This is a genomic window from Amycolatopsis umgeniensis, from assembly GCF_014205155.1.
Classification (GTDB): domain Bacteria; phylum Actinomycetota; class Actinomycetes; order Mycobacteriales; family Pseudonocardiaceae; genus Amycolatopsis; species Amycolatopsis umgeniensis.
The window spans coordinates 586092-607907 of the sequence record NZ_JACHMX010000001.1; the positions used below are offsets into that span (position 1 = coordinate 586092).

Genomic DNA, 21816 nt, shown 5'->3' on the forward strand with positions numbered 1-21816 from the left:
TTCGCGTACCCGGACCGTGTCGCACTCCCCAGCACAACGACGGCCATGCAAGCAGAAGTCACTATCCGTGTCCACAGTCGGTTTACGCCCAACCGCTGGCAGTGACGTATCCGCGAAAGCGTTACGGCTGGTGAGCGGTGCACGCTAGGCCATTCGGCTCATCTTGAGTGTCCTGCGACACGGGGGATGTCCGAAAAGTGCGGAGTGCGCATAAATTTGCGCGCCCCGCAACTTTTGCTTACCCTGTCGGTCGTGACCCTCGATCCCGTCGCCCCTCTCGGACTGCGCGAACGCAAGAAACGCGCGGCCCGTCGCGCCATGAGCGAGGCAGCGCTCAAGCTCGCGATGGAGAAGGGCGTCGAACAGGTCCGTGTCGAGGACATCGCCGGTGCCGTGGGAGTCTCGCCGCGCACGTTCAACAACTACTTCTCCAGCAAGGAAGAGGCGATCTGCTCGTTCATCGTCGAACGGCAGGAACGCCTGCGGGAGGCGCTGCGCGACCGGCCGCCCGAGGAACCGCTGTGGGAGGCGGTCAGCACCGCGACGCTGGAGACGTACGGGAGCTCGGGAGAACCGGACCGTGACTCGGTGACCCTCGCCCGATCGATGATCCTGCACCCGTCGGTGCACGGCGAGTTCCTCAAGGCGCACGCCAGGGTCGAGCAGGTGCTGGCGGACGCGATCCTGGAACGCGCGGGCGCCGGCGCGGAAAACGCGTTGAACGCGCGGCTCATGGCGGCGATCGTGGAGTCCGCGGTGAAGACGGCGTTCTTCAACTGGCTGGTGAACGAGGGCGCCGAGCCGTTCCTGGAGACGATCGCGGTCCTCCTGCGCGAGGCCTCGGCAGGTGTCCCCTCACTCACCCGGCCCGAACCGGCGAAAAAACCGAAGAAGAAGTAACACCCTACCCACCACTGGGGAGAAACCGTTGTGCTGACGAAGCTGTTGCGCACTCACCTGCGCCCGTACCGGCGAGAACTGTGGCTGATCGTGCTGCTGCAGTTCGTCCAGACCCTCGCCGGGCTCTACCTGCCCACGCTGAACGCCGACATCATCGACCACGGCGTGGTCAAGGGCGAGATCGACTACATCCTCGGCGTCGGCGGCGTGATGCTGCTGGTGTCGCTGGTGCAGATCGCCTGCTCGATCGGTGCCGTCTACTACGGCGCCCGCACCGCCATGGCCGTCGGCCGCGACGTCCGCGGCGCGATCTTCCACCGGGTCCAGGACTTCTCCGCCCGCGAGGTCGGCCAGTTCGGGACGCCTTCGCTGATCACCCGCACCACCAACGACGTCCAGCAGGTGCAAATGCTGACGTTGATGGCGTTCACGCTGATGGTGTCCGCGCCGATCATGTGCTTCGGCGGCATCATCATGGCGCTGAACCAGGACGTCACGCTCTCGTGGCTGCTGGTGGTCGTGGTGCCGATCCTCGGCGTCTCGGTCGGGATCATCATCGCGAAGATGCGGCCCGCGTTCCGGCTGATGCAGGAGCGGATCGACAAGATCAACCAGATCCTGCGCGAGCAGATCATGGGCATCCGCGTGATCCGGGCCTTCGTCAAGGACACCCACGAACGGCGGCGGTTCACCAAGGCCAACACCGAACTGCTCGACGTCTCCCTGGTCGTCGGCAGGCTCATGGCGCTGATGTTCCCCATCGTCATGCTCGTGATGAACGCCTCCAGCGTCGCCGTGCTGTGGTTCGGCGGATTGCGCATCGACGACGGCAGTATGCAGATCGGCGCGCTGACCGCGTTCCTCTCCTATCTGATGCAGATCCTGATGGCGGTCATGATGGCCACCTTCATGTTCATGATGGTGCCGCGCGCCGAAGTCAGCGCCGAACGCATCACCGAGGTGCTCGACACGCACACCAGCGTCGTCCTGCCGTCGAATCCGGTCAGCCCCGGCGAGGTGCACGGACGGCTCGAACTGTCCGATGTGGAATTCCGTTATCCCGGCGCGGAGAAGCCGGTGCTGCAGGAGATCTCGCTGCTGGCGCTGCCCGGGGAGACGACAGCGATCATCGGCAGCACGGGCAGCGGGAAGACCACCCTGCTCAACCTGATCCCCCGGCTGATGGACGCCACCGACGGCTCGGTGCGCGTCGACGGCGTCGACGTCCGGGAGCTGGATCCGACCGTGCTCTCCGACGCCGTCGGGCTGGTGCCGCAGAAGCCGTACCTGTTCGCCGGGACGGTCGCGAGCAACCTGCGTTACGGCAAGTCCGACGCCACCGAAGAGGAACTGTGGCACGCGCTGGAGGTGGCGCAGGGCAAGGACTTCGTCGAGCGGATGCCCGAGGGTTTGGACTCCCCCATCGCCCAGGGCGGGACCAACGTCTCGGGCGGCCAGCGGCAGCGGCTCGCCATCGCGCGGATGCTGGTGCGGCGCCCCGAGATCTACCTCTTCGACGACTCCTTCTCCGCGCTCGACTACGCGACCGACGCCGCGCTGCGGCGGGCGCTGGTGGCCGAGACCGCCGAGGCGACCGTGGTCATCGTCGCGCAGCGGGTCAGCACGATCCGCCACGCCGACCGCATCGTCGTCATCGACGAAGGCCGTGTCGTCGGCAGCGGCACCCACACCGAACTCATGGAGAGCAACGAAACCTACCGGGAGATCGTGCTGTCCCAGCTGACCGAGCAGGAGGCCGCCTGATGAGCGCGCCCGAATCCACCACAGAGCCGAACGCCCCGGCGAAACCCGCGGGCGAGCGCGCGAGCGCGGCACGAGGACCCGGCCCCGGCGGAGGCGGCTTCGGCCGTGGCCCCGCCGGCTTCATGGGCGGGCCGTCCGTCGAGAAGGCACTGGACTTCAAGGGATCGCTGAAACGGCTGTTGCGGCTGCTGCAGCCACAACGGGCCGCGTTGTACGGCATCCTGGCGTTCGGCGTCGCCAGCGTCGCGCTGAGTGTCATCGGCCCGAAGATCCTCGGTATGGCGACGGACCTCATCTTCGCGGGCGTCGTCGGGAAGGACCTGCCCCAAGGGGTCAGCAAGGACCAGATCATCGCCGGGCTGCGGGCGGAAGGCAACAACACCGTCGCCGACCTGTACTCGGGGATCGACTTCATACCTGGCCAGCGCATCGACCTCGACGCCGTCGGCCAGGTCCTGATGTGGGTGCTGCTGCTCTATATCGTGGCGTCGTTCTTCTCGCTGTTGCAGGCGCGGCTGACCACGAACCTGGTCCAGCGTGCGGTGTTCGAACTGCGGGAGAAGATCGAGGAGAAGTTCGCCAAGCTCCCGCTGAGCTACTTCGACCGGCAGCCGCGCGGTGAGGTGCTGAGCCGGGCGACCAACGACATCGACAACCTCGCGCAGTCGCTGCAGCAGACGCTCGCGCAGATCGTGTCGTCGCTGCTGATGGTCGTCGGTGTGCTCGTGATGATGTTCGTCATCTCGCCGGTGCTGGCGCTGGTCGCGTTGCTTTCGGTGCCGGCTTCGGTGATCGTCGCGGCCAAGATCGGCAAGAAGGCGCAGCCGCAGTTCATCAAGCAGTGGTCCACCACCGGGCGGCTCAACGCGCATATCGAGGAGATGTACACCGGGCACTCGCTGGTCAAGGTGTTCGGCCGCCGCGAGGAGGCCGAGGAGGTCTTCCGCGAGCACAACGACACGCTCTACGGCGCGAGCTTCAAGGCCCAGTTCATCTCGGGCACCATCCAGCCCGCGATGATGTTCATCGGCAACCTGAGCTACGTGCTGGTGGCCGTGATCGGCGCGCTGCGGGTGGCGTCCGGGACGCTGTCGCTCGGTGACGTCCAGGCGTTCATCCAGTACTCGCGGCAGTTCAGCCAGCCGGTCACGCAGATCGCCAGCATGGCGAACCTGCTGCAGTCCGGGATCGCGTCCGCGGAACGGGTCTTCGCGTTGCTCGACGCGGACGAGCAGGAGCCCGAGCCCGCCGAACCCGCGCGGGTGGGAGACGTGCGCGGCCAGGTCGAGTTCGAGCACGTGTCGTTCCGGTACGCCCCGGACACCCCGCTGATCGAGGACCTGTCGCTGACCGTCGAACCGGGGCACACCGTCGCCATCGTCGGCCCGACGGGCGCGGGGAAGACCACCCTGGTCAACCTGCTCATGCGGTTCTACGAACTCGACGGCGGCCGGATCACCCTCGACGGCGTCGACATCGCCGAGATGGACCGCGAGGACCTGCGGTCCAAGACCGGCATGGTGCTGCAGGACGCGTGGCTCTTCGGCGGCACGATCGCGGAGAACATCGCCTACGGTTCCGCGGGCGCCACGCAGGAGGAGATCGTCGCGGCGGCCAAGGCGACCCACGTCGACCGATTCGTCCGAACCCTCCCGGAGGGCTACGAAACGGTGATCGACGACGAGGGCGGCACGGTCAGCGCCGGTGAGAAACAGCTGATCACCGTCGCGAGGGCGTTCCTGGCGAAGCCCGCGATCCTCATCCTGGACGAGGCCACCAGTTCGGTCGACACCCGGACGGAGGTGCTGATCCAGCGGGCGATGAATTCGCTGCGCGAGGGGCGGACGAGTTTCGTCATCGCGCACCGGCTTTCCACCATCCGCGACGCGGACGTCATCCTCGTGATGGAGAACGGCTCGATCGTCGAACAGGGCGATCACGAAACACTGCTGCTCACCGGTGGTGCGTACTCGCGGCTCTACGCGGCCCAGTTCGCGGAAGCGCTGGCCGAAACCGACTGAACCGCGTTCGACCGAAGGCCCCTTTTCTTACTTTCACCGTAGGAAAAGGGGCCTTCGTCACCCGTCCGGACCGTGAACGGCGCTAGGCTTGCGTGACCGGATCCGGAGAGGGGTGCGCTGGCCGACCATGGCGGAGAAACTCGGCGAATACCGCCGTAAGCGCAAACCGGGACGGACTCCCGAACCCATTCCCGATCGCGACGGCGAGACCGGGGCCGACGATCTCTTCGTCATCCAGGAACACCACGCGAGCAGCCTGCACTGGGACGTCCGCCTGGAACGGGACGGGGTGCTGGTCTCCTGGGCGGTGCCGAAAGGCCTGCCGATGTCCCCGGATCTCGAACGCCTGGCCGTGCACACCGAAGACCACCCGATGGACTATCTCACCTTCGAAGGCGAGATTCCCGCCGGTGAATACGGCGGCGGCACGATGACGATCTGGGACACCGGAAGATACGAAACGCTGCACTTCAACGACCACAAGGTCGAGATCGTCTTCCACGGGAAACGGGCGCGGGGGAAATACCTGTTCCTCAACGTGAAGAAGGACGGGAACGACCGCGGCTGGCTGCTCAAACGGCTCGACCCGGCCGATCCCGGCCGCGCGGAACTACCCCCGTTCCTCGCCCCGATGCTGACCAAACCGGGCCGTCTTCCCTCGACCGGTGAAGACGCGGAATGGGCCTACGAATTCGACTGGTCGGGGCGCCGCACCCTGATCCGGGTGTCCGGCGGCCGCATCACCGCCTACGACGATTCGGGCGACGACGTCACCGGGCTGTACCCCGAATTCCGCGGTCTCGGCGAGCAACTCGGCGCCACGGAAGCTTTTCTCGACGGGGAAATCGTCGTCTTCGACGGCGGGAAGCCGAGCCCGGACGGGCTCGGGCACCGCGCGCGTGCCACGAAGAACTCCGCGAAACGGCTCACCGCGCGGTATCCGGCGTTCTACCTGGTGAACGACCTCCTGCATCTGGACGGCCGTTCCTGCGTCGAGTCGCCCTATGTCGAACGGCGGGAAATCCTCGACGGGCTCGGCCTCGCCGGTCCGCATTGGCAGGTCCCCCGGTACTACCGCGGCGACGGCGGCGCGGTCGCGCGCGCGGCCCGCGAACACGGGCTCGCCGGCGTCCTCGCGAAACGCGCGGACTCCGCGTATCACCCGGGAAGGCGGACCGGGGAATGGCTCGCCATCACCGGTGCCAGGGTCCAGCAGGTGGTGCTGGGCGGCTGGCGGCCGGGTGGCGGCAGCCGGGCGGGCACGTTCAGTTCGCTGCTGCTCGGTGTCCCCCACGAGGACGGGTTGCGGTACATCGGAAACGTCGGTGTCGGCTTCGCGGTGGACGAACTGGAGGAGCTGTCACAACGGCTGTTCCGCTTGGAGCGCAAGACATCCCCGTTTCGCTCCGTACCGGACAAACAGGCACGGGACGCACATTGGTCGCGGCCGACCATCGTCGGCGAGGTGGTCTTCGGCGGCTGGACCGAAGCGGGCTGCCTGCGCAACCCGCGCTGGCGTGGCCTGCTGCCGGACGTCACCGCCGACGAGGTCGAACTCGACGGCTAGGTTCGTACGTCTTCGACGTCCCACCGGACGTCGAGATCGGCGCCGACCCCGCTGACGTCCAGGATCCGTGACACCAGTGCCGTCTTCACGATCACCGAGAACCGCGGCGACGCGGCGTTGGCCTCCTCGAGCGCGTGCAATCCGGCGCAACTGAGGAAGCCGACACCGGAAAGGTCGAGGATCACGTGCTTTCCCGTGACACACGCACCGGTGAGTTCGGTGCGGAACCGTCCGACGGTGGCCGCGTCGATCTCCCCCACCGCGGTGAGGATGAGGACGCCGTCCTTACGACGATTGGTGGTCACGGCCAGGGGCGGCGGTTCGCCGGGTACGCGCTGGCCAGGCAACATGGGGGCGCCTCTCTCCAGACCACCAAGTTCCCACAGACGGTACTCGGCGGGGGCGAGAGGTCAACCCCGGCTGCCTTCATCGAAGCCAATTCGGTCGAGAACCTTTACGCACCGCTTGCCATTCTTCGGTGAAACGCCGGTGCGCGGCCTCCGCCGTGGCGACGGAACGACCGTGCAGGAGGCCGTAGGTGAAAGCGTTCTCGCTCTCCGCGTAGGCACGGAGGCCGAGGAGCCGCAGAACCTCTCGGGTGACCACGACGTCGTGATGCGTACCCAGAGTGGTTTGCACCGCCTTGACGTTCTTTCGCCATTTTCGAAGCTTCTTGCCGGTCACCAGCCGGACCGTGTCCGCGGCGTACCGGGCACGCTTGGCCTTCTTGCGCACCTCGTGCAACGCGGCGTCCTGCTCCGCACCGGGCTTCAGCTCGCTCGCGGCCGCGACCGCCTTGCGCAGCTTCCGATCCGAACGTGCCACCGCCTTGCGCAGCTCTTTCTTGTCATCCTTGATCTTCTTGGGCTTTCCGACGAGCTTTTCCAGTGCTCGCAACAGGTCTGTGTACCGCTTGCTGTCGAGCGCACGGACGGCCCGAGCCTTGGCTTCTTCGGCCTCGCGGGCGAAGTGCCGTGTCATCACCTGCTCGACGTTGCCCAGCACCAGCTCGGCCGGAAGCGCCTTGACCTCTCCGTGCAACCGCTCCGCCATCACCTCGTTGTCCCTCGCCGGGCCGAGTTCGCCACCGAGCCAGCGGAGTTCGGCGGCGAGCCCGTTCGCGACGTCGGCGTCCAGGGAGCGGCGGAAGGTTTTCAAGCCGCTCCTCAGCCGCCTGGCGGCGACCCGCATCTGGTGCACCGAGTCCTCGACGTCCCGGCGGACCCCGATGTCGTTGCGGCGCAGCGCGTCCAGATGCTCGGCGAAGTAATCCGCCAGTACCGACCCGGACGCTCCCCCGGCTGACGGCACGAGCTCGTCCGTCAGCCGCCGGAGCTTCGACGGCCACCTCGACCGCTCCGCACCCGCCTTCACGACGGCCTGGTCCAAGCTGTCGAGCACGCCGGGATCGGCGCCGGGCGAGAGTTCGATCTCGATCTCCCGCCAACGGTCGAGATGCGCCTTCTCCCCGCCCGCCTCGCCGGTGACGACGTCGTCGGTCAGCGTCGCGACCTCGCGGCCGTTCACGTCGAGCAGCGCGTACGAAGTGCGCTCGGTGCGCAGGTGCGCGGCCTGGACGAGTTTGGCGCCGAGGGTGTGCGCGCGGACCAGTTTCGCCAGCGCGCCGGGCACCTTGTCCGGCTTGCCCGACAGCGGGAGGCGGAGTTCCTCGCGTTTGTCCTCGCTGACCGGGAGCTTGAGGTGCCAGCCCTCGTCGCTCCCGCCGAGCCTGCGCCGCAGCGTGATGCCCGCCTGCGCGAGCCGGAAGTCGGAAGTGTCGAAGTACGTGGCGTCGAGGACGTCGACCCTCGGGTCGGCCTGGTTCGTCACGGGACCGGCCGGAACCAGCGGCGGGATGGGCTTGTCGGCCGCCAGGTCGTACTTCCGCTCGATCTCCGCCTCGGCGACCGGGGCACCGTCCTGCGTCTTCGTCACCACGAAACTCCTTCTCTTCGGCTACTCGGAAGGATTACCCCGGTTCGAGGCGGCGGGAAACCCCGATCGGGTCATTCCTCCATCCGGTCGTACCGGTCCGCCCACTCGGCGAGCAGTTGGCGGGATCTCTCCTCGGTCAGGCTATCGCTTTCCAGCCGCGCGACGAGCGAATAGTACGCCTCGACCGCCACGCGATCGTCGATGAACACCCCGGCCGCATAGGAATCCGTGTACACCACCGCCGGATGCTCCGCGAATTCCATGATGGTGAAAGAATTCTCGATTGTTCTGCCCACTTCGTTGCTTTCGGGGACGATACGAACGGAGCAATACGGCAGGTTCGCCGAAAGGACGAGGTGGAGCAACTGCTCGTGCATGATCCGCGGCCCGCCGATGACCGAACGCAGCGCGCGCTCGTGGACATAGAACCGGCACTGGGGCGGACGGTCCCGCCGCAGCAGCTTCTGCCGCTCCATCCGGGCGTTCACGGCCTGGTCCAACTGGGCCTGGCCGCGGTTGCCGATCAGTTCGTAGGTGGTGCGGGCGTACGGTTCGGTCTGCAGCAGCCCAGGCAGCGTCAACGACTCGTAGCGCACCACGGTGTGCGCGAGATTCTCTTGGATGGCCAGGGATTTCATCGGATCGACGAGCTCGTCGAAGTACGGCCGTACCCAGTACAGGTCACTGCCGGGCTGTGTCAGTTCCAGCAACAGGTCACGCTCGGGCTCTGCCTCGCCACAGGTCGCGAGATACAGCGCCGCGTCCACCACGGACAGCTCGCGCAGGCCCTGTTCCCACCTCGTGACCTTGCTCTGCAACCAGCCGTTACGGCGGCTGACGTCGGCTCCGCTGAAGTGCCTGCGCTGCCGGAACGCCTTCATGCGGTGGCCCAGTTCCCGGGTCCGCGCCGTCGAATCCTTCTCAACCATGCGGGACAAAGTAGGGCCGAACTCCGGCCGCGCAGTGATTGCCACGCGGGAATTCACCTCAACTGCTGATAACTTGCGGTCGCGCATTCCTGCGAAGCGCTGCTTCGCAGGCGAAGCACCTTCGAGCGCGAAGGGTTCTTTAAGTTTATAGCGGAAGAAATGAATGGGGTCGAGCTATTCGGAAGTGGAAAGATTGCGGAGCCGGGTGACGAGTAGTGGAAGTCACCAGCTCCCGGTCGGCCCCGCGAGCGGATGGCAGGTCCGTGAAGGCCTCCTTCCCTACGCTCAGGGTAGGGAAGGAGGCCTTCACGGACTTCGAGCGACCTGAGTGCCCTGACCACGCTTTGAAACTTCACGGCATACAGCACAGGTGAACTCACCCCAAGTTTCAACCGCTGTTTCAACGATACGCTTGAACCTCATGAGTCAAGACATCCGAGACTTCGTGACCCCGTCGTGCGACCTGCTCGGCCTGGGCGAGCCGACGCACGCGACCCCGGTGTTCGCGGAGGTCCGCAACGAACTGTTCCCCCAGCTGGTCGAGCGCGGCTTCCGCTCGATCGCCCTCGAAACCGATCGCGTGGCCGCGCTCGCCGCGAACGACTTCGTCCAGAACGGCGTCGGAACCCTCGACCTCGCGATGAAGGAGGGCTTCACGCACACCTTCGGCGGCCTGGACGCGAACCGCCGGCTGATCGCGTGGATGCGCGAGTACAACGAGAACCGCCCGCCCGCGGAACGGCTTTCGTTCCATGGCTTCGACACCCAGACCGAGAACACTTCGGCACCCAGCCCCCGGCCCTATCTCGAGTACGCCCGTGACTTCTTGGGGCTCGACGTGGACATCGCGGGCCCGGCGGGCGACGACGAGCGCTGGGGTCGCACGGAAGCGGTCCTGGACGCGGCTTCGTCGATCGGCGCCACGGCCGACGCCTACCGGCTCCGCGCGATCGCGGCCAAGTTGCTCACCGTGCTCCGTTCCCGGAAACCGGAACCGGTCACCGACGCGTGGTCGAGGGCCGAGATCCGCCTCATGGCGGGCATCGACATGCTGCGCTACCACCGGCAATGCGCCGAACCTCTCGAGCCGCAGGATCGCTACACACCCCTGATCGCCATCAGGGACGCCATCATGGCGCGGAATCTCCTGGACATCCGCGCGGCCGAAGCCGGGCGAGGCGCGACGCTGGTGTTCGCCCACAATCTCCATCTTCGGCGCCAGGCCGCCACGATGACGGTGGCCGGGACGGAGACCCACTGGTTCCCCGCCGGCGCGCTGGTGGCACCGCTGCTCGGAGATCGCTACGTCTTCGTCGCGACCAGCCTCGGCCGAAGCGAGGCCATCGCGCTTCAGGAACCCGAGGCCGACACCTACGAAGGTTTCCTGCAGAAGCACGTCACCACGGACTGGGGTCTGCTCCCCGCCGCCGAGATCCCCACCGCTCGCGTCCGGACCGACCCCGTTCCGCGGCAGGGCTACTTCCCGCTCGACCAGGGGATCCTCGACGACGCGGAGGCGGTCCTGCACATCGTCGCCTAGTCGAACCGGGTGACGCCTCCTGCCCTCGGAAGGCGTCACCCGGCCACGAGCACGCGCCGTCACCCCCAGTCCCGCGTTTCCGGGACGGCGCGAAGTCCGCTCACATGAGCACGAGTCAACACGCCGACGCCATAACTTCGCCAAACGCCGTGGCCGGTGATCCCCCGCCGGGTTATCCCGACGCCGCTCCGAAACGGATCTTCGTCAAGGCTTCACGAGTCCGATCCCGCTGCCGTCCGCCACTGTCGACGGCGGAAAGATCCTTGAGGGCGCGCAATTCCCACACCGGGAATCCCAGTTCCCGGAACAGCCCCGCCGCCGTGCGGAGCCCCTCGGCCGCTTCGGTCGCGACACCTTCGTCCGCCCGGAGGCGCCCGAAGCTCAGCAAGGCGTACCCGCCGCCCCGGCGGTCACCGAGCTCGCGGAACGTGGTCATCGCGAGCCCCAGATGCTCCGCGGCCCGGGCGTGCTCGCCCGCAAGGCGCAGGGACTCGCCGAAACTCCGATGCGTGTACGCGGCGGCGTGCCGGTGCCCGACGTACTCGAACAGCTCCAGGGAACGTGAAAGACACAGTTCGCTTTCCCCGGGATCGCCCGCTCTCGCGTGGAGATCGCCGAGACTGCGGAGGACGTGCGCCTCCCAATGGCGTTCACGCGAACTCCGGGTGCCGATCAGCGCACTCGTCAGCAGCTCGCCGGCCTCGTCCACGCGGCCGTGCCGTCGCAGGACGTCGGCGTACCGCTTGGCGGATCTGTCATGCTGCTGCCCGTCCTCGCAATGGAGCGAAAGCAGCAGGCTCGCGTCGAAGCACTCCTTCGCCCGCCGGAAGTCGCCGAGGTCGTCCCAGAGCGAGCCGAACTGAGCCGACGCCATCGCCTGCCCGGCGAGATCACCGCAGTCCCGCAACAGGTCCAGCGCCTCCCGCAACGCGTCGACCGCCGAGCGGGTCCGGCCGGAGTCCGCGTCGACGTCGGCGAGAGCGACGAGGGCGGCGCCGGTGCCCCGCTGGTCGCCCGAGGAGCGATATCTGGCCTCGGCCAGCGCGAAGCACGTCCTCGCCCGCGCCAGATCACCCGAGTCGGCGTGCGAGTTGCCGAGCTTCAGCAGTTTCGCCGCTTCCGCGGGGAGATCGAGGCGATCGCGCACGATGTCGAAGCCGAGCAACGACGGCGACCCACCGTTTCTGGGCCCGACGAGGTCGCTGTAGGCGTCGGCCAGCCGCGCGGCCAACTCGGTCCAACCGTGGTTCTTCGCGGTCCGGACCGCGAGTGCGAGATTCGCGGTTTCAGCCGTACGCCAGCCGATCGGATCTGCCGCGACGCGGTCCGAAGCCGCCGCCGGGACGTCCGCCCGGCGAGCGGGCGGGTACTCGGCGTCGAGCGCGGCGGAGGCGTGTTCGGCCAGAGCCGCCGTGATCGTCAGCGCGCGTTTGAGGGCTCCGGGGTCCGGCGGTTCGCGGAGCGCGAGACGGACCAGACCGGGCAGCCGGTACCGGAGGGAACCGGACCGATCCGGCTCGGCGTGGAGCAGATGGTCGTCCACCAGTTCGTCGAGCAGATCGGCGGCCTCGCGGGCCGGACAGCCCAGCAGGGCCGTCGCGAACCAGTCGGCGACGTCGGCGGCCCCGGGGAAACCGAGCAACCGCAGGGAATTTCGCTGCCTCGGCGAAAGCTCGGCGAGGGCTTCGGCGAGCACCGGGCGGACGGCGAGGTCACCGGCGGCGAGTTCGTCGAGACGCAGGCGCTCGTTTTCCAGGCGCGTCGCGAACTCGGCGATGCCCAGTCTCGGACGCTGCAGCAGCTTCGTCCCGGCCGCCCGCACCGCCAGCGCGAGCCCGTCGCAGCAGGCCAGCACCCGGCGGACGGCGTCGCTTTCGGCGGACAATCGGTCCTCGCCCGCGACAGCGCCGAGCAGCGCCCGCGCCTCCGCGTAAGGCAGGGCGCCGACTTCGATCGGTCTGGCGGCGGCGAGTCCGGCCAGCCGTCGACGCGTGGTGACGATCGTCGCGCAGCCGGGACCGCTCGGCAGCAACGGCCGCACCTCGGCCTCGGACCGGCCGTTCTCCAGGATCACCAGCAGCCGTCTGTCCGCGGTGTGGCTCCGCCACGACGAGATCAGCCCGGCCCGGTCGGTGGGGAGTTCCGATTCCGCGACTCCGAGAGCGCGGAGGAACCCGGCGAGGACGTCGCGAGGTTCCCGCAGATCGGCGACGAGTTGACCGTCCGGGAACCGCTTGCGCGCCCGCCACGCGGCCTGGACGGCGAGCGCGCTCTTCCCCGCCCCCGCCGCGCCGTGCAGCACGACCGGCGCGGGACTTCGCAGCGCACGTCCCACTTCGGCCAACTCCCCGGCCCTGCCGGTGAAATCCGGGATCGACGGCGGAAGACGGCACGGTGGGCCGCCCGCCGACCAGCCGGTTCCGGCGATCCGGCGGTGGACCGCGAGCAGTTCTTCTCCCGGCGAGACACCGGCGTGCTCCCAAAGCGCGTGACGACACCTGTCGAGGACCGCCAGCGCGGAGTCACGCCGCCCGAGCCCGTGGAGCGCCGAGGCCAGCCACCCGGCGAGGCGCTCGTCGCCGGGCCGGACGGCCAGTTCGGGTCCCAACCGGTCGGCGACCGCCTTGTGGTCACCGGCGGCCAGATCCAGTTCCACGAGCTTGCCCAGTACCGAAAACCGCTGGTCCTCGAGCCACAGGACGTGCGCCTCCACCAGCGGGCCGGCCGGGACGTCGGCGAACGCCCTGCCGCGCCACAACCCCAGCGCCCGTTCGAGCAGCGCCCTGCGCTCACCGCCGCTCGCGGTCGCGGCCGCCGCGGTCAGCCCGGAGAAGCCGGTGACGTCCAGTTCCCCTTCCGACACCGCGAGCCGGTAGCCGCCCCCGCCGGACCGCAGCCGCTGCCGGACGTCGTCCACCGGCAGCCCGGGTGACAAAGCCTTGCGGAGCTTGGAAACAGCCATCTGTACGACCGCGGCGGCACTCGACGGCGGTTCCCGCGGCCACAGTTCGTCCACGAGGGTGTCCCGGTGGACGAACTCGTTCGGCCTGGCCAAGAGCACCGCGAGCACCCGGCGGGGCTGCGCCGCCGACGGCAACGGGACCGACGCCCGAAGCGGGCCGAGCACCTTGAACTCCACGAACCACCTATCACCTGGACGGATGAGCAGAATCTAACCCGGCGCTGCCCCAGGGTTAGCGCTTCTCACCCGGATGGCCGCCACCCTTACTCGCCAGTGTGAGCGAGCAACCTGTCCCGTAGGGCCAGCTGGTCCGCGAGGGCCTCGTTCACCGAGTGCTCCAGCAACGGCTTGAGATCCCCATAAGGCCGCTTCGACCAGTCGAGCGGACCCTGCGGCGGCTCGGGGTCGTACTCGATGACGAACTGGATCGTCCGCGCGATCTCGGCGCCGACGAGCCGCTCGACGAGGTGCAGCGCGAGATCGATCCCCGCCGACACCCCGGCGGCGGTGATCACGTTCCCGTCCTCGACCCAGCGCTCGGCGACGGGCTCCGCCCCGAACGCGCGCAGCAGTTCGCGGAACATCCAGTGCGTCGCCGCCCGGCGGCCCTCCAGCAGACCCGCCTGCCCGAGCAGGAGCGATCCCGTGCACACCGAAGTCACGAGTTCCGCGTTCGCCCCGGCGTCGCGCAGGTACTCGATCAGTTTCTCGTCGGCGAGCGCCTTCAGCGTCGGCTCGGCGCCACCGGGCACGAGCAGCGCGTACGGCGACGGGACCTCGTCGTAGGTGTGAGTCGCCGAGAGCCTCAGCGGGTTGTCGGTGGTGATCGGGTCCTTCGTCGCGCCGACCACGACCGTCCGATACTCCTGCGACGTGCTCGCCATTCCCTCCAGCACGGTCAGCGGCCCCACCATGTCGAGCGGGGTCATCCCCGGGTACACCACGAACGCGATGGTCTTCTTGTCCTCTGTCATGGGACCAACCTGGCGCAGGGGTGCGGGCCCGGTGAGCCGGATGTCCGGATTCCTGCGATCTACGTCCGACGGCCGGGCGGTCCTGCTAGCGTTCGATCATGCCGGGTTCACCCAGACGAGTGTTGATCGTCGGCTACAGCAACGCCGAAATGCTCGACATCGCCGGTCCGGCGGACGTCCTGGACGCCGCGACCAAACTCGGCGGCAAGCCGGGGTACGAGATCATGCTCGCCAGCGTCGACGGCCGCGGCATCCGCTGCGAATCCGGGTTGACCCTGCAGGCACAGCACCGGATCGACCAGGTGACCGGTGAGCTCGACACGCTGATCGTCGCGGGCGGCACCGGGCACGAGACGGCCGCCGCGGACCCGAGGATCGTTTCCCACGTCCGCAGGCTCGCTCAGCACAGCCGCCGTGTCGCGTCGGTGTGCACCGGCGCCACCGTGCTCGCCGCGTGCGGGCTGCTCAACGGGCGCCGCGCCACCACCCATTGGCGGTTCGCGAACCGGCTCGCGACGAACTACCCGGCGGTGAACGTCGACCCGGTGCCGCTGTACGTGCGCGACGGCAATGTCTACACGGCGGCGGGCGTCACCAGCGGCATCGACCTCACCCTCGCGTTCGTCGAGGAGGACCACGGCCCCAGCCTCGCCAGGGAGACCGCCCGGATGCTGGTCACCTATCTGCAGCGGCCGGGCAATCAGGCGCAGGTGAGCATGTTCCTGTCCGGTCCGCCGCCGGAGAACCGGCTGGTCCGCGACATCACCGCGTACGTCTCCGAACACCTCGCCGGTGATCTCGGCACCGCCGTGCTCGCCGAGCGGGCGGGGATCAGCACCCGGCAGCTGACCAGGTTGTTCGACGCGCACCTGAGCACCACGCCCAGCAGGTACGTCCGGGCGGCGAGGACCGAAAACGCGGCGAAACTGTTGTGCGGCACCGAACTCCCGCTCACGTCGATCGCGAGGAGATGCGGTTTCGGTTCGACCGAGACACTGCGCCAGGCCTTCCTCGACCATTTCGACACACCCCCGTCGGCCTATCGCCGGGTCCATCTGCGGCAGGCCTTCGGCTAGGCCGAATGCGGGCGGCCATCGGGGCTGTGGAGGATGTGCGGGTGAACCGCCGCGACATCTCCGACGACGACACCGGCCCGATTCGCCGGGTTACGGACGCCCCGTCCGATCGTTCGCCCGGAACGCCCCGTTCGCCGCGCCGGACCCCGCCCGAGGGCGTCCGGCGCGCGCGTCCCCCCGCCCAGCGGCCGCGGCAGGCCGAACCGGGCAGACGTCGCGCCGCCGAACCGGGACCCGAGCCCGCACCCGAGCCGAAGCCTGCCGGTCACGGGCACTCGCACGGCCACGGACCGGCGGCGCCCGCGTCGCATCGCGTCCGGAAGCTGTTGATGTGGCTTCTGATCCCGCTCGCCGTCGCGACCGTCGCCGGGATGATCCTGCTCTACCCGTGGGGCAAGGATCCGGCCAAAAGCGTGTTCCCCCAAGGGACTCCGGTGAACGCCACGATCGCCAAGACGATCACCGGGCCGTGCCTCGCCGAAGGCCAGGTCCAGGTCGGCGAGCCGCCGCCGGACGCGAAACCGTGTCTCACCAGCGAACTGTCGATGACCGACGGCCCCGGCGTCGGGAAACCGCTGAAGCTGACCGTCCCGATCGAGCCGAGTACGCCGCGGTTCGCCGCGGGCGACAAGGTGGTGCTGTCCTACAACGGCGGAGACGTCGCGAACCCCGCGTCGTTCCAGATCGTCGACTTCCAGCGCGGGACGCCGTTGCTGCTGCTCGCCGGGCTGTTCGCGGTCGCGGTGATCGTGCTGGGCCGCTGGCAGGGGCTCGCCGCGCTGATCGCGCTCGGGCTGAGCTTCCTGGTGCTGGCGCTTTTCGTGCTGCCTTCGATCCTCGCCGGGGAGAGTCCGCTGCTGGTGGCGATCGCGGGCGCGGGCGCGATCATGTTCGTCGCGCTGTACCTGACACACGGACTGTCGGCGAGAACCTCGGTGGCGGTGCTGGGCACCTTGGTGAGCTTGATCCTGATCGGCGTCCTCTCGGCGATCTTCTCCGCCGCGGCATCGCTGACCGGGCTGGACGACAGCACGTCGCAGCTGATCGGCTCGCTCGGGCACGGGATCGACGCGCGGGGGCTGCTGCTGGCCGGCGTCGTGATCGGCGCGCTCGGTGTCTTGGACGACGTCACGGTGACGCAGACGAGCGCCGTCTGGGAACTCCGGCGGGCGAACCCGTCGCTCGGCTGGCGTGAGCTCTACGGCGCGGGCCTGCGGATCGGGCGTGACCACGTCGGTTCGGCGGTCAACACCCTCGTGATGGCGTACGCGGGCGCGGCGTTGCCGGTGCTGCTGTACACGTCGCTTTCGGGTGTCGGCCTCGGCTCGATCCTCGGCGCGGAGGACATCGCGCAGGAGATCGTGCGGACGCTGGCCGGAAGCGTCGGCATCGTCGCGGCGGTGCCGGTCACGACGGTGCTGGCCGCGTTGATCGCCTCACGGGAACCTCAAGAGTCCCTGTAGTCACAGGCTCCCCAAAGGGCGTGCCCCGCAAGCGATCACGGGCCGGAGTCGGGTACGAATTGGCCGCACCCGAGGTTCGCCGCGTGATCGGAGGGGCCATGTTCGATGCCTTGTTCGCCGTCCCGAGACAGCTGACCGCCGTCGCGCGGCGCGTGCTCGTTTCGACGCTGGAAGCCGTCGAGGCGGTCCCCAAGATCGCCGCCGCGCTGGACGACGTCCGGGCGACGCTCAAGCACTCCGAGCGGCTGGCGACCTTCGCCGCGGGCGAGTTGCCGGAGATCGTCTACCAGCTCGAAGAGATCGAGGCGCGGCTGGAGAAGCTGGAAACTAGTCCAGCGTCGCCACGAACCGGCTGACCGCCTCCATGGTGAACCGCTGGATGTACTTCCCGGCGGGCGCCGCCGAAGCCAGCCGGTACAACGGCCGTTCCGCCGCCGCGTCCCCGCGCGCCTCCGACTTCAGCTGTGCCACCAGCAGTTCCGAGAACACCAGGCCGTTCGCCTCGGTGTTGTTCAGCAGCGCGTTCGCCAGCTTGCGCAGCTGCAGGATGCCGAGTTCGCGACCGCCGGCGCCCGAGTAGACGGCCAGGTCGACCTTCGCGACCTTGCGGCGTTTGCCCGCGTTGACCAGCAGGCTGACCGTCCGGGTGCCGCGCACGTCGCTGATCACCAGGTCGATGCGCTCGGCGCCGGTCAGGTCGATCCGCCGGATGCCCCAGGTCCGCACGATGAGCGTTTCGCCTTCGAGCCAGACACGGCGGCGCAGGTTGTAGAACATGATGTAGAGCAGCGGCAGCGCGATCACCGCCGCGACGACGAGCCCGGCGATCTCACCGCCGATCAGCCCGGCGATCCCGCCGAACGCGGCGGCGAAGATCACGACACCCGCGATACCCGAACAGCCACGCCTGCGGCGGAGCTTGGGATCGTCGTGGAACAGCGGGAGACGCTCGGGGGTTTCCGGCGTACCGGTCGGCTCGGCCATCACACGCCCGTCCCGGCCAGGAACGGGTTGCCCGCGCGCTCCTGCCCGATCGTGGTGGCCGGGCCGTGCCCCGGCAGGACGACGGTGTCGTCGGGCAGCGTCATCACCTTGGCACCGAGGGAGCGCACGAGCTCGTCGCCGTCACCGGAGGACCGGCCGATCGAACCGGCGAACAGGCTGTCCCCGGTGAGGACGATCCGGCCGCCCTCGGCGGAGGTCAGGCCGAAGACCACCGAACCGGCGGTGTGCCCCGGCGTGCGGGACACCTTGATCTCCAGCCCGGCCAGCCTGAGCGGGCCATCGACGAGTGGCACGATCCCGTCCTTCCATTCCCCGGCGTCCGAGACCAGGAGTGGCCGGTCCGCCTCGTCCAGATGAAGAGGTATCCCGTGGCGCGCGCCGACCTCGGCCGCCGAGGCGACGTGGTCCGGGTGGCCGTGGGTGGCGAGCATCGCGACCGGCGTCAGGCCGTGTCCGGAAAGCGCGGCCTCGAGCGGCTCGACGACGTCCTCGCCGGGATCGACGATCACGCACTCCCGGCCGCCGTCCGCGGCGAGCAGATAGCAGTTGGCTTCGAGGGGGCCTGCCGGAAAACCGACAACCAGCACGAAACGCCTCCTCGATTCTTCCGCCGAACAGGTGACAGGATGGCCCTGATCACGATCAAGTAAGCCTAGCGGCCCCTGTACGGGGGGCTCACAGGCTGTGCCCATAGACTTCCGCTACCTCAGACGTGTGACATCGAGTGGAAACCGGGAGGGCGGGTGCCGACCAACCAGCAGCGCCGCGAAGCCGCGAAGCGCAAGCTCGAGCGACAGATCGTGCATCGGGCCGAAAAGGCCAAGCGACGCAAGATCGTCGGCTCGGTGGCGGTCGTCGGCGTCGTCGCCATCGTGGCGGGCGCGGTGTGGTGGATCGTCAGCAGTAGCAGTGGTGACGATGCCGCCTCCGATGCTTCCCCGAGCTCGGCTCCTCCGACCCCCGAGGTCACCATCCCCACGGAACGCGCGCCGCTGCCCAAGCGGGCGACGCCGCTGGCGAACCCGGTGGCCTGCGACTTCAAGGACGACGCCACCAAGCAGGCCTCGAAGAAGGTGAACAAGCCGGAAGGCAAGGACGTCTCTTCGAACGGGACCGTCAACGTCGTGCTGAAGAGCACCGCGGGCGACATCCCGCTGAGCCTGGACCGGGCACTCGCCCCGTGTGCCGTGCAGAGCTTCATCAGCCTCTCGCAGCAGGGCTACTTCAACGACACCAAGTGCCACCGGCTCGGCACCACCGGCCTGCAGATGCTGCAGTGCGGTGACCCCGAGGCCAGCGGCATGGGCGGTCCGGGCTACACGATGCCGGACGAGGCGTTCCCCGAGATCAAGTACGGCCGCGGCATCCTCGCGATGGCGAAGACGCAGCAGCCGAACTCCGGCGGCAGCCAGTTCTTCATGGTCTACGGCGAAGCCGAACTGCCCGCGGAGTACTCGGTCTTCGGCAGCATCACCGACGAGGGCCTGAAGGTGCTCGACAAGGTCGCCAAGGCGGGCGCCAACGCCCAGGCCGGTAACGGCGACGGCACCGGCCCGCCCAACACCGAGGTCAAGTTCACCGGCGTCACGGTCAGCCCCTGACCTGAAGCTGGAACTCAACGGCGCGCCCGCCAGGTCGGAAGACCTGGCGGGCGCGTTCGGTCATGGCCATTTCACCGCGATGGCGCGGCTTGGCGCGCAAGGGGATCCCGCAGGAGACCTCTTCCAGGATTCGACGCCATGTTCCTGACCAACTCGGAGTCGGTCGGCTGGCCGGTGGCTTCGGCAGGACGACGTCGTCCTGCCGTTCGCGCCGGATCCTGACCGCGGCCTACGAGAGCAACCCCTGGGACGAAATCTAGCTCGGCGTGTGATCAGACGGACGACACGCGTGACTGGACGGACGACACGCAGGCGGCCGGGGGCTCACCGCGAGTCGTCCATCTGATCACACGTGTCGTCCATCTGATCACGCGAACCCGCTCGGCTGTAGGTACCTGAGACACGTTCGCCTTCCCCGCTCGCCCGCATCGAACCGCCCTCCGCTCCGGCACGTGTGATGAGCAGCCGTCCGGAAAGGGAGGACCCTTGGCCGCTCACCGGGTTCGCACCAGTTTCGTCCTCGCCGTGCTGTTCAGCGCCTCCGTGGGCGGTCTCGCCCACGCGCAGGAACAGCCGTCCGGCGCGGTGGTCAAGTACTTCGTGGTCCCGTTCTCGGCGACTCCGGACGAGAACACGCTGTTCCGGGTAGCGGAGCAGACTCTCGGCGCGGGCGGGCGTTATCCGGAGATCTTCCGGCTCAACGCGGGCAGGCTCCGGCCGGACGGCACCGCCTTCACCAACCCGGCCTCGATCCAGCCGGGACAGGTCCTGCAACTCCCGGCCGACGCCCGCGGCGCGATCGACGGCCCACTGCCCGCCGCTCCCCCGCCCCAGCCTGCCCAGACCGTCACCCCGGCCGCGTCCACGACGTCGGGAAGCCTCGTGGCGTCGCTCGCGACCGGGATCGGCGGACTGCTGCTGGGTCTCCTCGGCGGGCTCAGGCTTCGGCGTTCGTGGCTCCGGCGCACCCCTCCCGAGCCGGATCCGCTCGACTTCCCGCCCAGTACCGGAACCCTCGACCTGCCTGCCGAACGGCCGCAGGAGACCGGTCCGATCCTGGACTGGATGCCGCTGCCGGGGGCTCCCGGCGAGCACTCGTACTTCTTCCTGAGCATGGCCGACACCCAGCTGATCGCGGCCGTCCCCGCGGACGCGCGCATCAACGTCACCGTGATGACCACGCCCCTGCCGAAGCCGGTGATCATCGACATGCCGGAAGACCGCGTTTAGTGGACTAACTGCGGTAGGTGAACTTCGGCGGCCGCCGCGCGAGGAAGGCGGCCACTCCCTCGGCGTAGTCCTCGCCGTGCAGAGCTCCGAGGCGGATCTCGTCGACCTCGGCGTCGGACTCCTCCTGACCGGCCACGATCTTCTCGATGATCCGGTTCATCCCGCGCACCGACGCCTGCGACCGCGAAGCGAGCGTCTCGACGAACTTCGCCGTCGCAGCCTCCAGCTCGTCAGCCGGGAAGACGTCGTTGAGCAGCCCGATCTCCCGCGCCCGCCGCGCGTCGACGAGCTCGCCCGAGAGCAGGAAGTACTTCGCGTGCGCCGGGCCGACCAGCGAGACCAAACGCCGTGTCGAGTCGAAGTGGTAGACGATCCCGAGCTTCGCCGGGGTGATACCGAAGCGCGAGCCCTCGGCGGCGAACCGGAAGTCGCAAGCGACCGAGATCTGGCAACCGCCGCCGATGCAGTTCCCCTGGATCATCGCCACCGTCGGCTTCCGCGACGCCGTCAGCGCCGCCACGGCCTCGTCGACGGCCTTGTCGTAGGTCTCGGCCGCGTCGGCGGTGGACCGCAGGTCCCGGAACTCGCTGATGTCCGCGCCCGCCGAGAAATGCGCGCCCGCACCGGTCAGGACGAGCACCTTGATCTCCGGGTCCGCCTCCACCCGCGCCACCACGTCCGGGATGGCCGACCACATCCCGTAGGTGATCGCGTTCATCTTCTCCGGCCTGGTGAACGTCAGCCGCGCGACCTCGCCGTCGCGAGTGAATTCGAACCCGTCAGTCATGGTCCGCACCCTAAATGCGCGCCTCCACCGGAACCACCCGGATGTGGGCAAGATGGTCGGAT

18 protein-coding genes are annotated in these 21816 nt (G+C 68.6%); 10 read left to right on the forward strand and 8 right to left on the reverse strand.

All coding sequences use genetic code 11. The features are described from left to right. Positions 1-252 precede the first annotated feature (252 nt). The 4 genes from HDA45_RS02570 (at position 253) to HDA45_RS02585 (ending at position 6252) form a co-directional block, all read left to right on the forward strand. Entirely contained in the window at positions 253-900 is a 648-nt protein-coding gene (locus tag HDA45_RS02570) for a TetR/AcrR family transcriptional regulator (RefSeq protein ID WP_343071962.1), read from the forward strand. A 30-nt stretch (positions 901-930) separates the two neighbouring features. Then, positions 931-2664 carry an ABC transporter transmembrane domain-containing protein gene (locus tag HDA45_RS02575; protein ID WP_184891703.1) on the forward strand — a complete coding sequence of 578 codons (1734 nt, stop codon included), beginning with the start codon at positions 931-933 and terminating at the stop codon, positions 2662-2664. After that, the gene (locus HDA45_RS02580) at positions 2664-4685 is read left to right on the forward strand and encodes an ABC transporter ATP-binding protein (RefSeq protein ID WP_281400658.1); all 2022 of its coding nucleotides are present in this window, start codon (positions 2664-2666) and stop codon (positions 4683-4685) included. The genes HDA45_RS02575 and HDA45_RS02580 overlap by 1 nt, the downstream gene beginning before the upstream one ends. A 112-nt stretch (positions 4686-4797) precedes the next feature. Further along, positions 4798-6252, forward strand: coding sequence for a DNA polymerase ligase N-terminal domain-containing protein (locus tag HDA45_RS02585; protein WP_184891704.1), 1455 nt, complete (start codon positions 4798-4800; stop codon positions 6250-6252). On the opposite strand, the gene HDA45_RS02590 is transcribed toward HDA45_RS02585, so the two are convergent. From HDA45_RS02590 to HDA45_RS02600, 3 genes are all read right to left on the reverse strand, one after another. Then, complete coding sequence (locus tag HDA45_RS02590) at positions 6249-6602, reverse strand: STAS domain-containing protein (protein WP_184891705.1); 354 nt, start codon at positions 6600-6602, stop codon at positions 6249-6251. The two genes, HDA45_RS02585 and HDA45_RS02590, sit on opposite strands and share 4 nt — an antisense overlap. A 76-nt stretch (positions 6603-6678) precedes the next feature. After that, positions 6679-8187 (reverse strand): CYTH and CHAD domain-containing protein, encoded by a 1509-nt coding sequence (locus HDA45_RS42990; RefSeq protein WP_343071963.1) that lies wholly within the window; start codon positions 8185-8187, stop codon positions 6679-6681. A 71-nt stretch (positions 8188-8258) separates the two neighbouring features. Beyond that, complete coding sequence (locus HDA45_RS02600) at positions 8259-9116, reverse strand: helix-turn-helix domain-containing protein (protein WP_184891707.1); 858 nt, start codon at positions 9114-9116, stop codon at positions 8259-8261. Positions 9117-9537: 421 nt separating this feature from the next. On the opposite strand from HDA45_RS02600, the gene HDA45_RS02605 reads away from it, so the two are divergent. Beyond that, positions 9538-10656: an erythromycin esterase family protein gene (locus HDA45_RS02605; RefSeq protein ID WP_184891708.1), complete on the forward strand. Its 1119-nt coding sequence runs from the start codon at positions 9538-9540 to the stop codon at positions 10654-10656. Between the two features lie 172 nt (positions 10657-10828). Here the strand turns inward: HDA45_RS02605 and HDA45_RS02610 are convergent, their stop codons facing one another. Together HDA45_RS02610 and HDA45_RS02615 are read right to left on the reverse strand one after the other, a co-directional pair. Further along, positions 10829-13795, reverse strand: coding sequence for a BTAD domain-containing putative transcriptional regulator (locus tag HDA45_RS02610; RefSeq protein WP_184891709.1), 2967 nt, complete (start codon positions 13793-13795; stop codon positions 10829-10831). 86 nt (positions 13796-13881) lie between these two features. Next, on the reverse strand, positions 13882-14592 hold the full coding sequence (locus HDA45_RS02615) for a DJ-1/PfpI family protein (RefSeq protein WP_184891710.1): 711 nt from the start codon (positions 14590-14592) through the stop codon (positions 13882-13884). A 98-nt stretch (positions 14593-14690) separates the two neighbouring features. Between HDA45_RS02615 and HDA45_RS02620 the strand changes: the two genes are divergently transcribed. The 3 genes from HDA45_RS02620 to HDA45_RS02630 all read left to right on the forward strand — a co-directional run bounded on the left by HDA45_RS02620 (position 14691) and on the right by HDA45_RS02630 (position 17487). Beyond that, positions 14691-15668: a GlxA family transcriptional regulator gene (locus HDA45_RS02620; RefSeq protein WP_184891711.1), complete on the forward strand. Its 978-nt coding sequence runs from the start codon at positions 14691-14693 to the stop codon at positions 15666-15668. Positions 15669-15709: 41 nt separating this feature from the next. Beyond that, positions 15710-17131 carry a YibE/F family protein gene (locus HDA45_RS02625; RefSeq protein WP_184891712.1) on the forward strand — a complete coding sequence of 474 codons (1422 nt, stop codon included), beginning with the start codon at positions 15710-15712 and terminating at the stop codon, positions 17129-17131. Between the two features lie 98 nt (positions 17132-17229). Next, positions 17230-17487: a hypothetical protein gene (locus HDA45_RS02630; RefSeq protein ID WP_184891713.1), complete on the forward strand. Its 258-nt coding sequence runs from the start codon at positions 17230-17232 to the stop codon at positions 17485-17487. Here HDA45_RS02630 and HDA45_RS02635 read toward each other — a convergent pair. Both HDA45_RS02635 and HDA45_RS02640 read right to left on the reverse strand, forming a co-directional pair. Beyond that, positions 17459-18115 (reverse strand): hypothetical protein, encoded by a 657-nt coding sequence (locus HDA45_RS02635; RefSeq protein ID WP_184891714.1) that lies wholly within the window; start codon positions 18113-18115, stop codon positions 17459-17461. The genes HDA45_RS02630 and HDA45_RS02635 overlap by 29 nt on opposite strands. Continuing rightward, positions 18115-18723 (reverse strand): MBL fold metallo-hydrolase, encoded by a 609-nt coding sequence (locus tag HDA45_RS02640; RefSeq protein WP_184891715.1) that lies wholly within the window; start codon positions 18721-18723, stop codon positions 18115-18117. Before HDA45_RS02640 ends, HDA45_RS02635 begins: the two co-directional genes overlap by 1 nt. 156 nt (positions 18724-18879) lie before the next feature. Here HDA45_RS02640 and HDA45_RS02645 point away from each other — a divergent pair, with 156 nt between their 5' ends. Next, complete coding sequence (locus HDA45_RS02645) at positions 18880-19737, forward strand: peptidylprolyl isomerase (RefSeq protein ID WP_184891716.1); 858 nt, start codon at positions 18880-18882, stop codon at positions 19735-19737. A 486-nt stretch (positions 19738-20223) separates the two neighbouring features. Continuing rightward, the gene (locus tag HDA45_RS02650) at positions 20224-20967 is read left to right on the forward strand and encodes a LysM peptidoglycan-binding domain-containing protein (RefSeq protein ID WP_184891717.1); all 744 of its coding nucleotides are present in this window, start codon (positions 20224-20226) and stop codon (positions 20965-20967) included. A gap of 4 nt (positions 20968-20971) precedes the next feature. On the opposite strand, the gene HDA45_RS02655 is transcribed toward HDA45_RS02650, so the two are convergent. Beyond that, complete coding sequence (locus tag HDA45_RS02655) at positions 20972-21754, reverse strand: enoyl-CoA hydratase/isomerase family protein (RefSeq protein WP_184891718.1); 783 nt, start codon at positions 21752-21754, stop codon at positions 20972-20974. Between the last annotated feature and the right edge of the window lie 62 nt (positions 21755-21816).

Bases quoted from the DNA above. Each gene is read 5' to 3' on its own strand.
- HDA45_RS02615 (WP_184891710.1), bottom strand. From the start codon at position 14,592: ATGACAGAGGACAAGAAGACCATCGCGTTCGTGGTGTACCCGGGGATG.
- HDA45_RS02635 (WP_184891714.1), bottom strand. From the start codon at position 18,115: ATGGCCGAGCCGACCGGTACGCCGGAAACCCCCGAGCGTCTCCCGCTG.
- HDA45_RS02605 (WP_184891708.1), top strand. From the start codon at position 9,538: ATGAGTCAAGACATCCGAGACTTCGTGACCCCGTCGTGCGACCTGCTC.
- HDA45_RS02630 (WP_184891713.1), top strand. From the start codon at position 17,230: ATGTTCGATGCCTTGTTCGCCGTCCCGAGACAGCTGACCGCCGTCGCG.
- HDA45_RS02620 (WP_184891711.1), top strand. From the start codon at position 14,691: ATGCCGGGTTCACCCAGACGAGTGTTGATCGTCGGCTACAGCAACGCC.
- HDA45_RS02655 (WP_184891718.1), bottom strand. From the start codon at position 21,754: ATGACTGACGGGTTCGAATTCACTCGCGACGGCGAGGTCGCGCGGCTG.
- HDA45_RS02580 (WP_281400658.1), top strand. From the start codon at position 2,664: ATGAGCGCGCCCGAATCCACCACAGAGCCGAACGCCCCGGCGAAACCC.
- HDA45_RS02600 (WP_184891707.1), bottom strand. From the start codon at position 9,116: ATGGTTGAGAAGGATTCGACGGCGCGGACCCGGGAACTGGGCCACCGC.
- HDA45_RS02590 (WP_184891705.1), bottom strand. From the start codon at position 6,602: ATGTTGCCTGGCCAGCGCGTACCCGGCGAACCGCCGCCCCTGGCCGTG.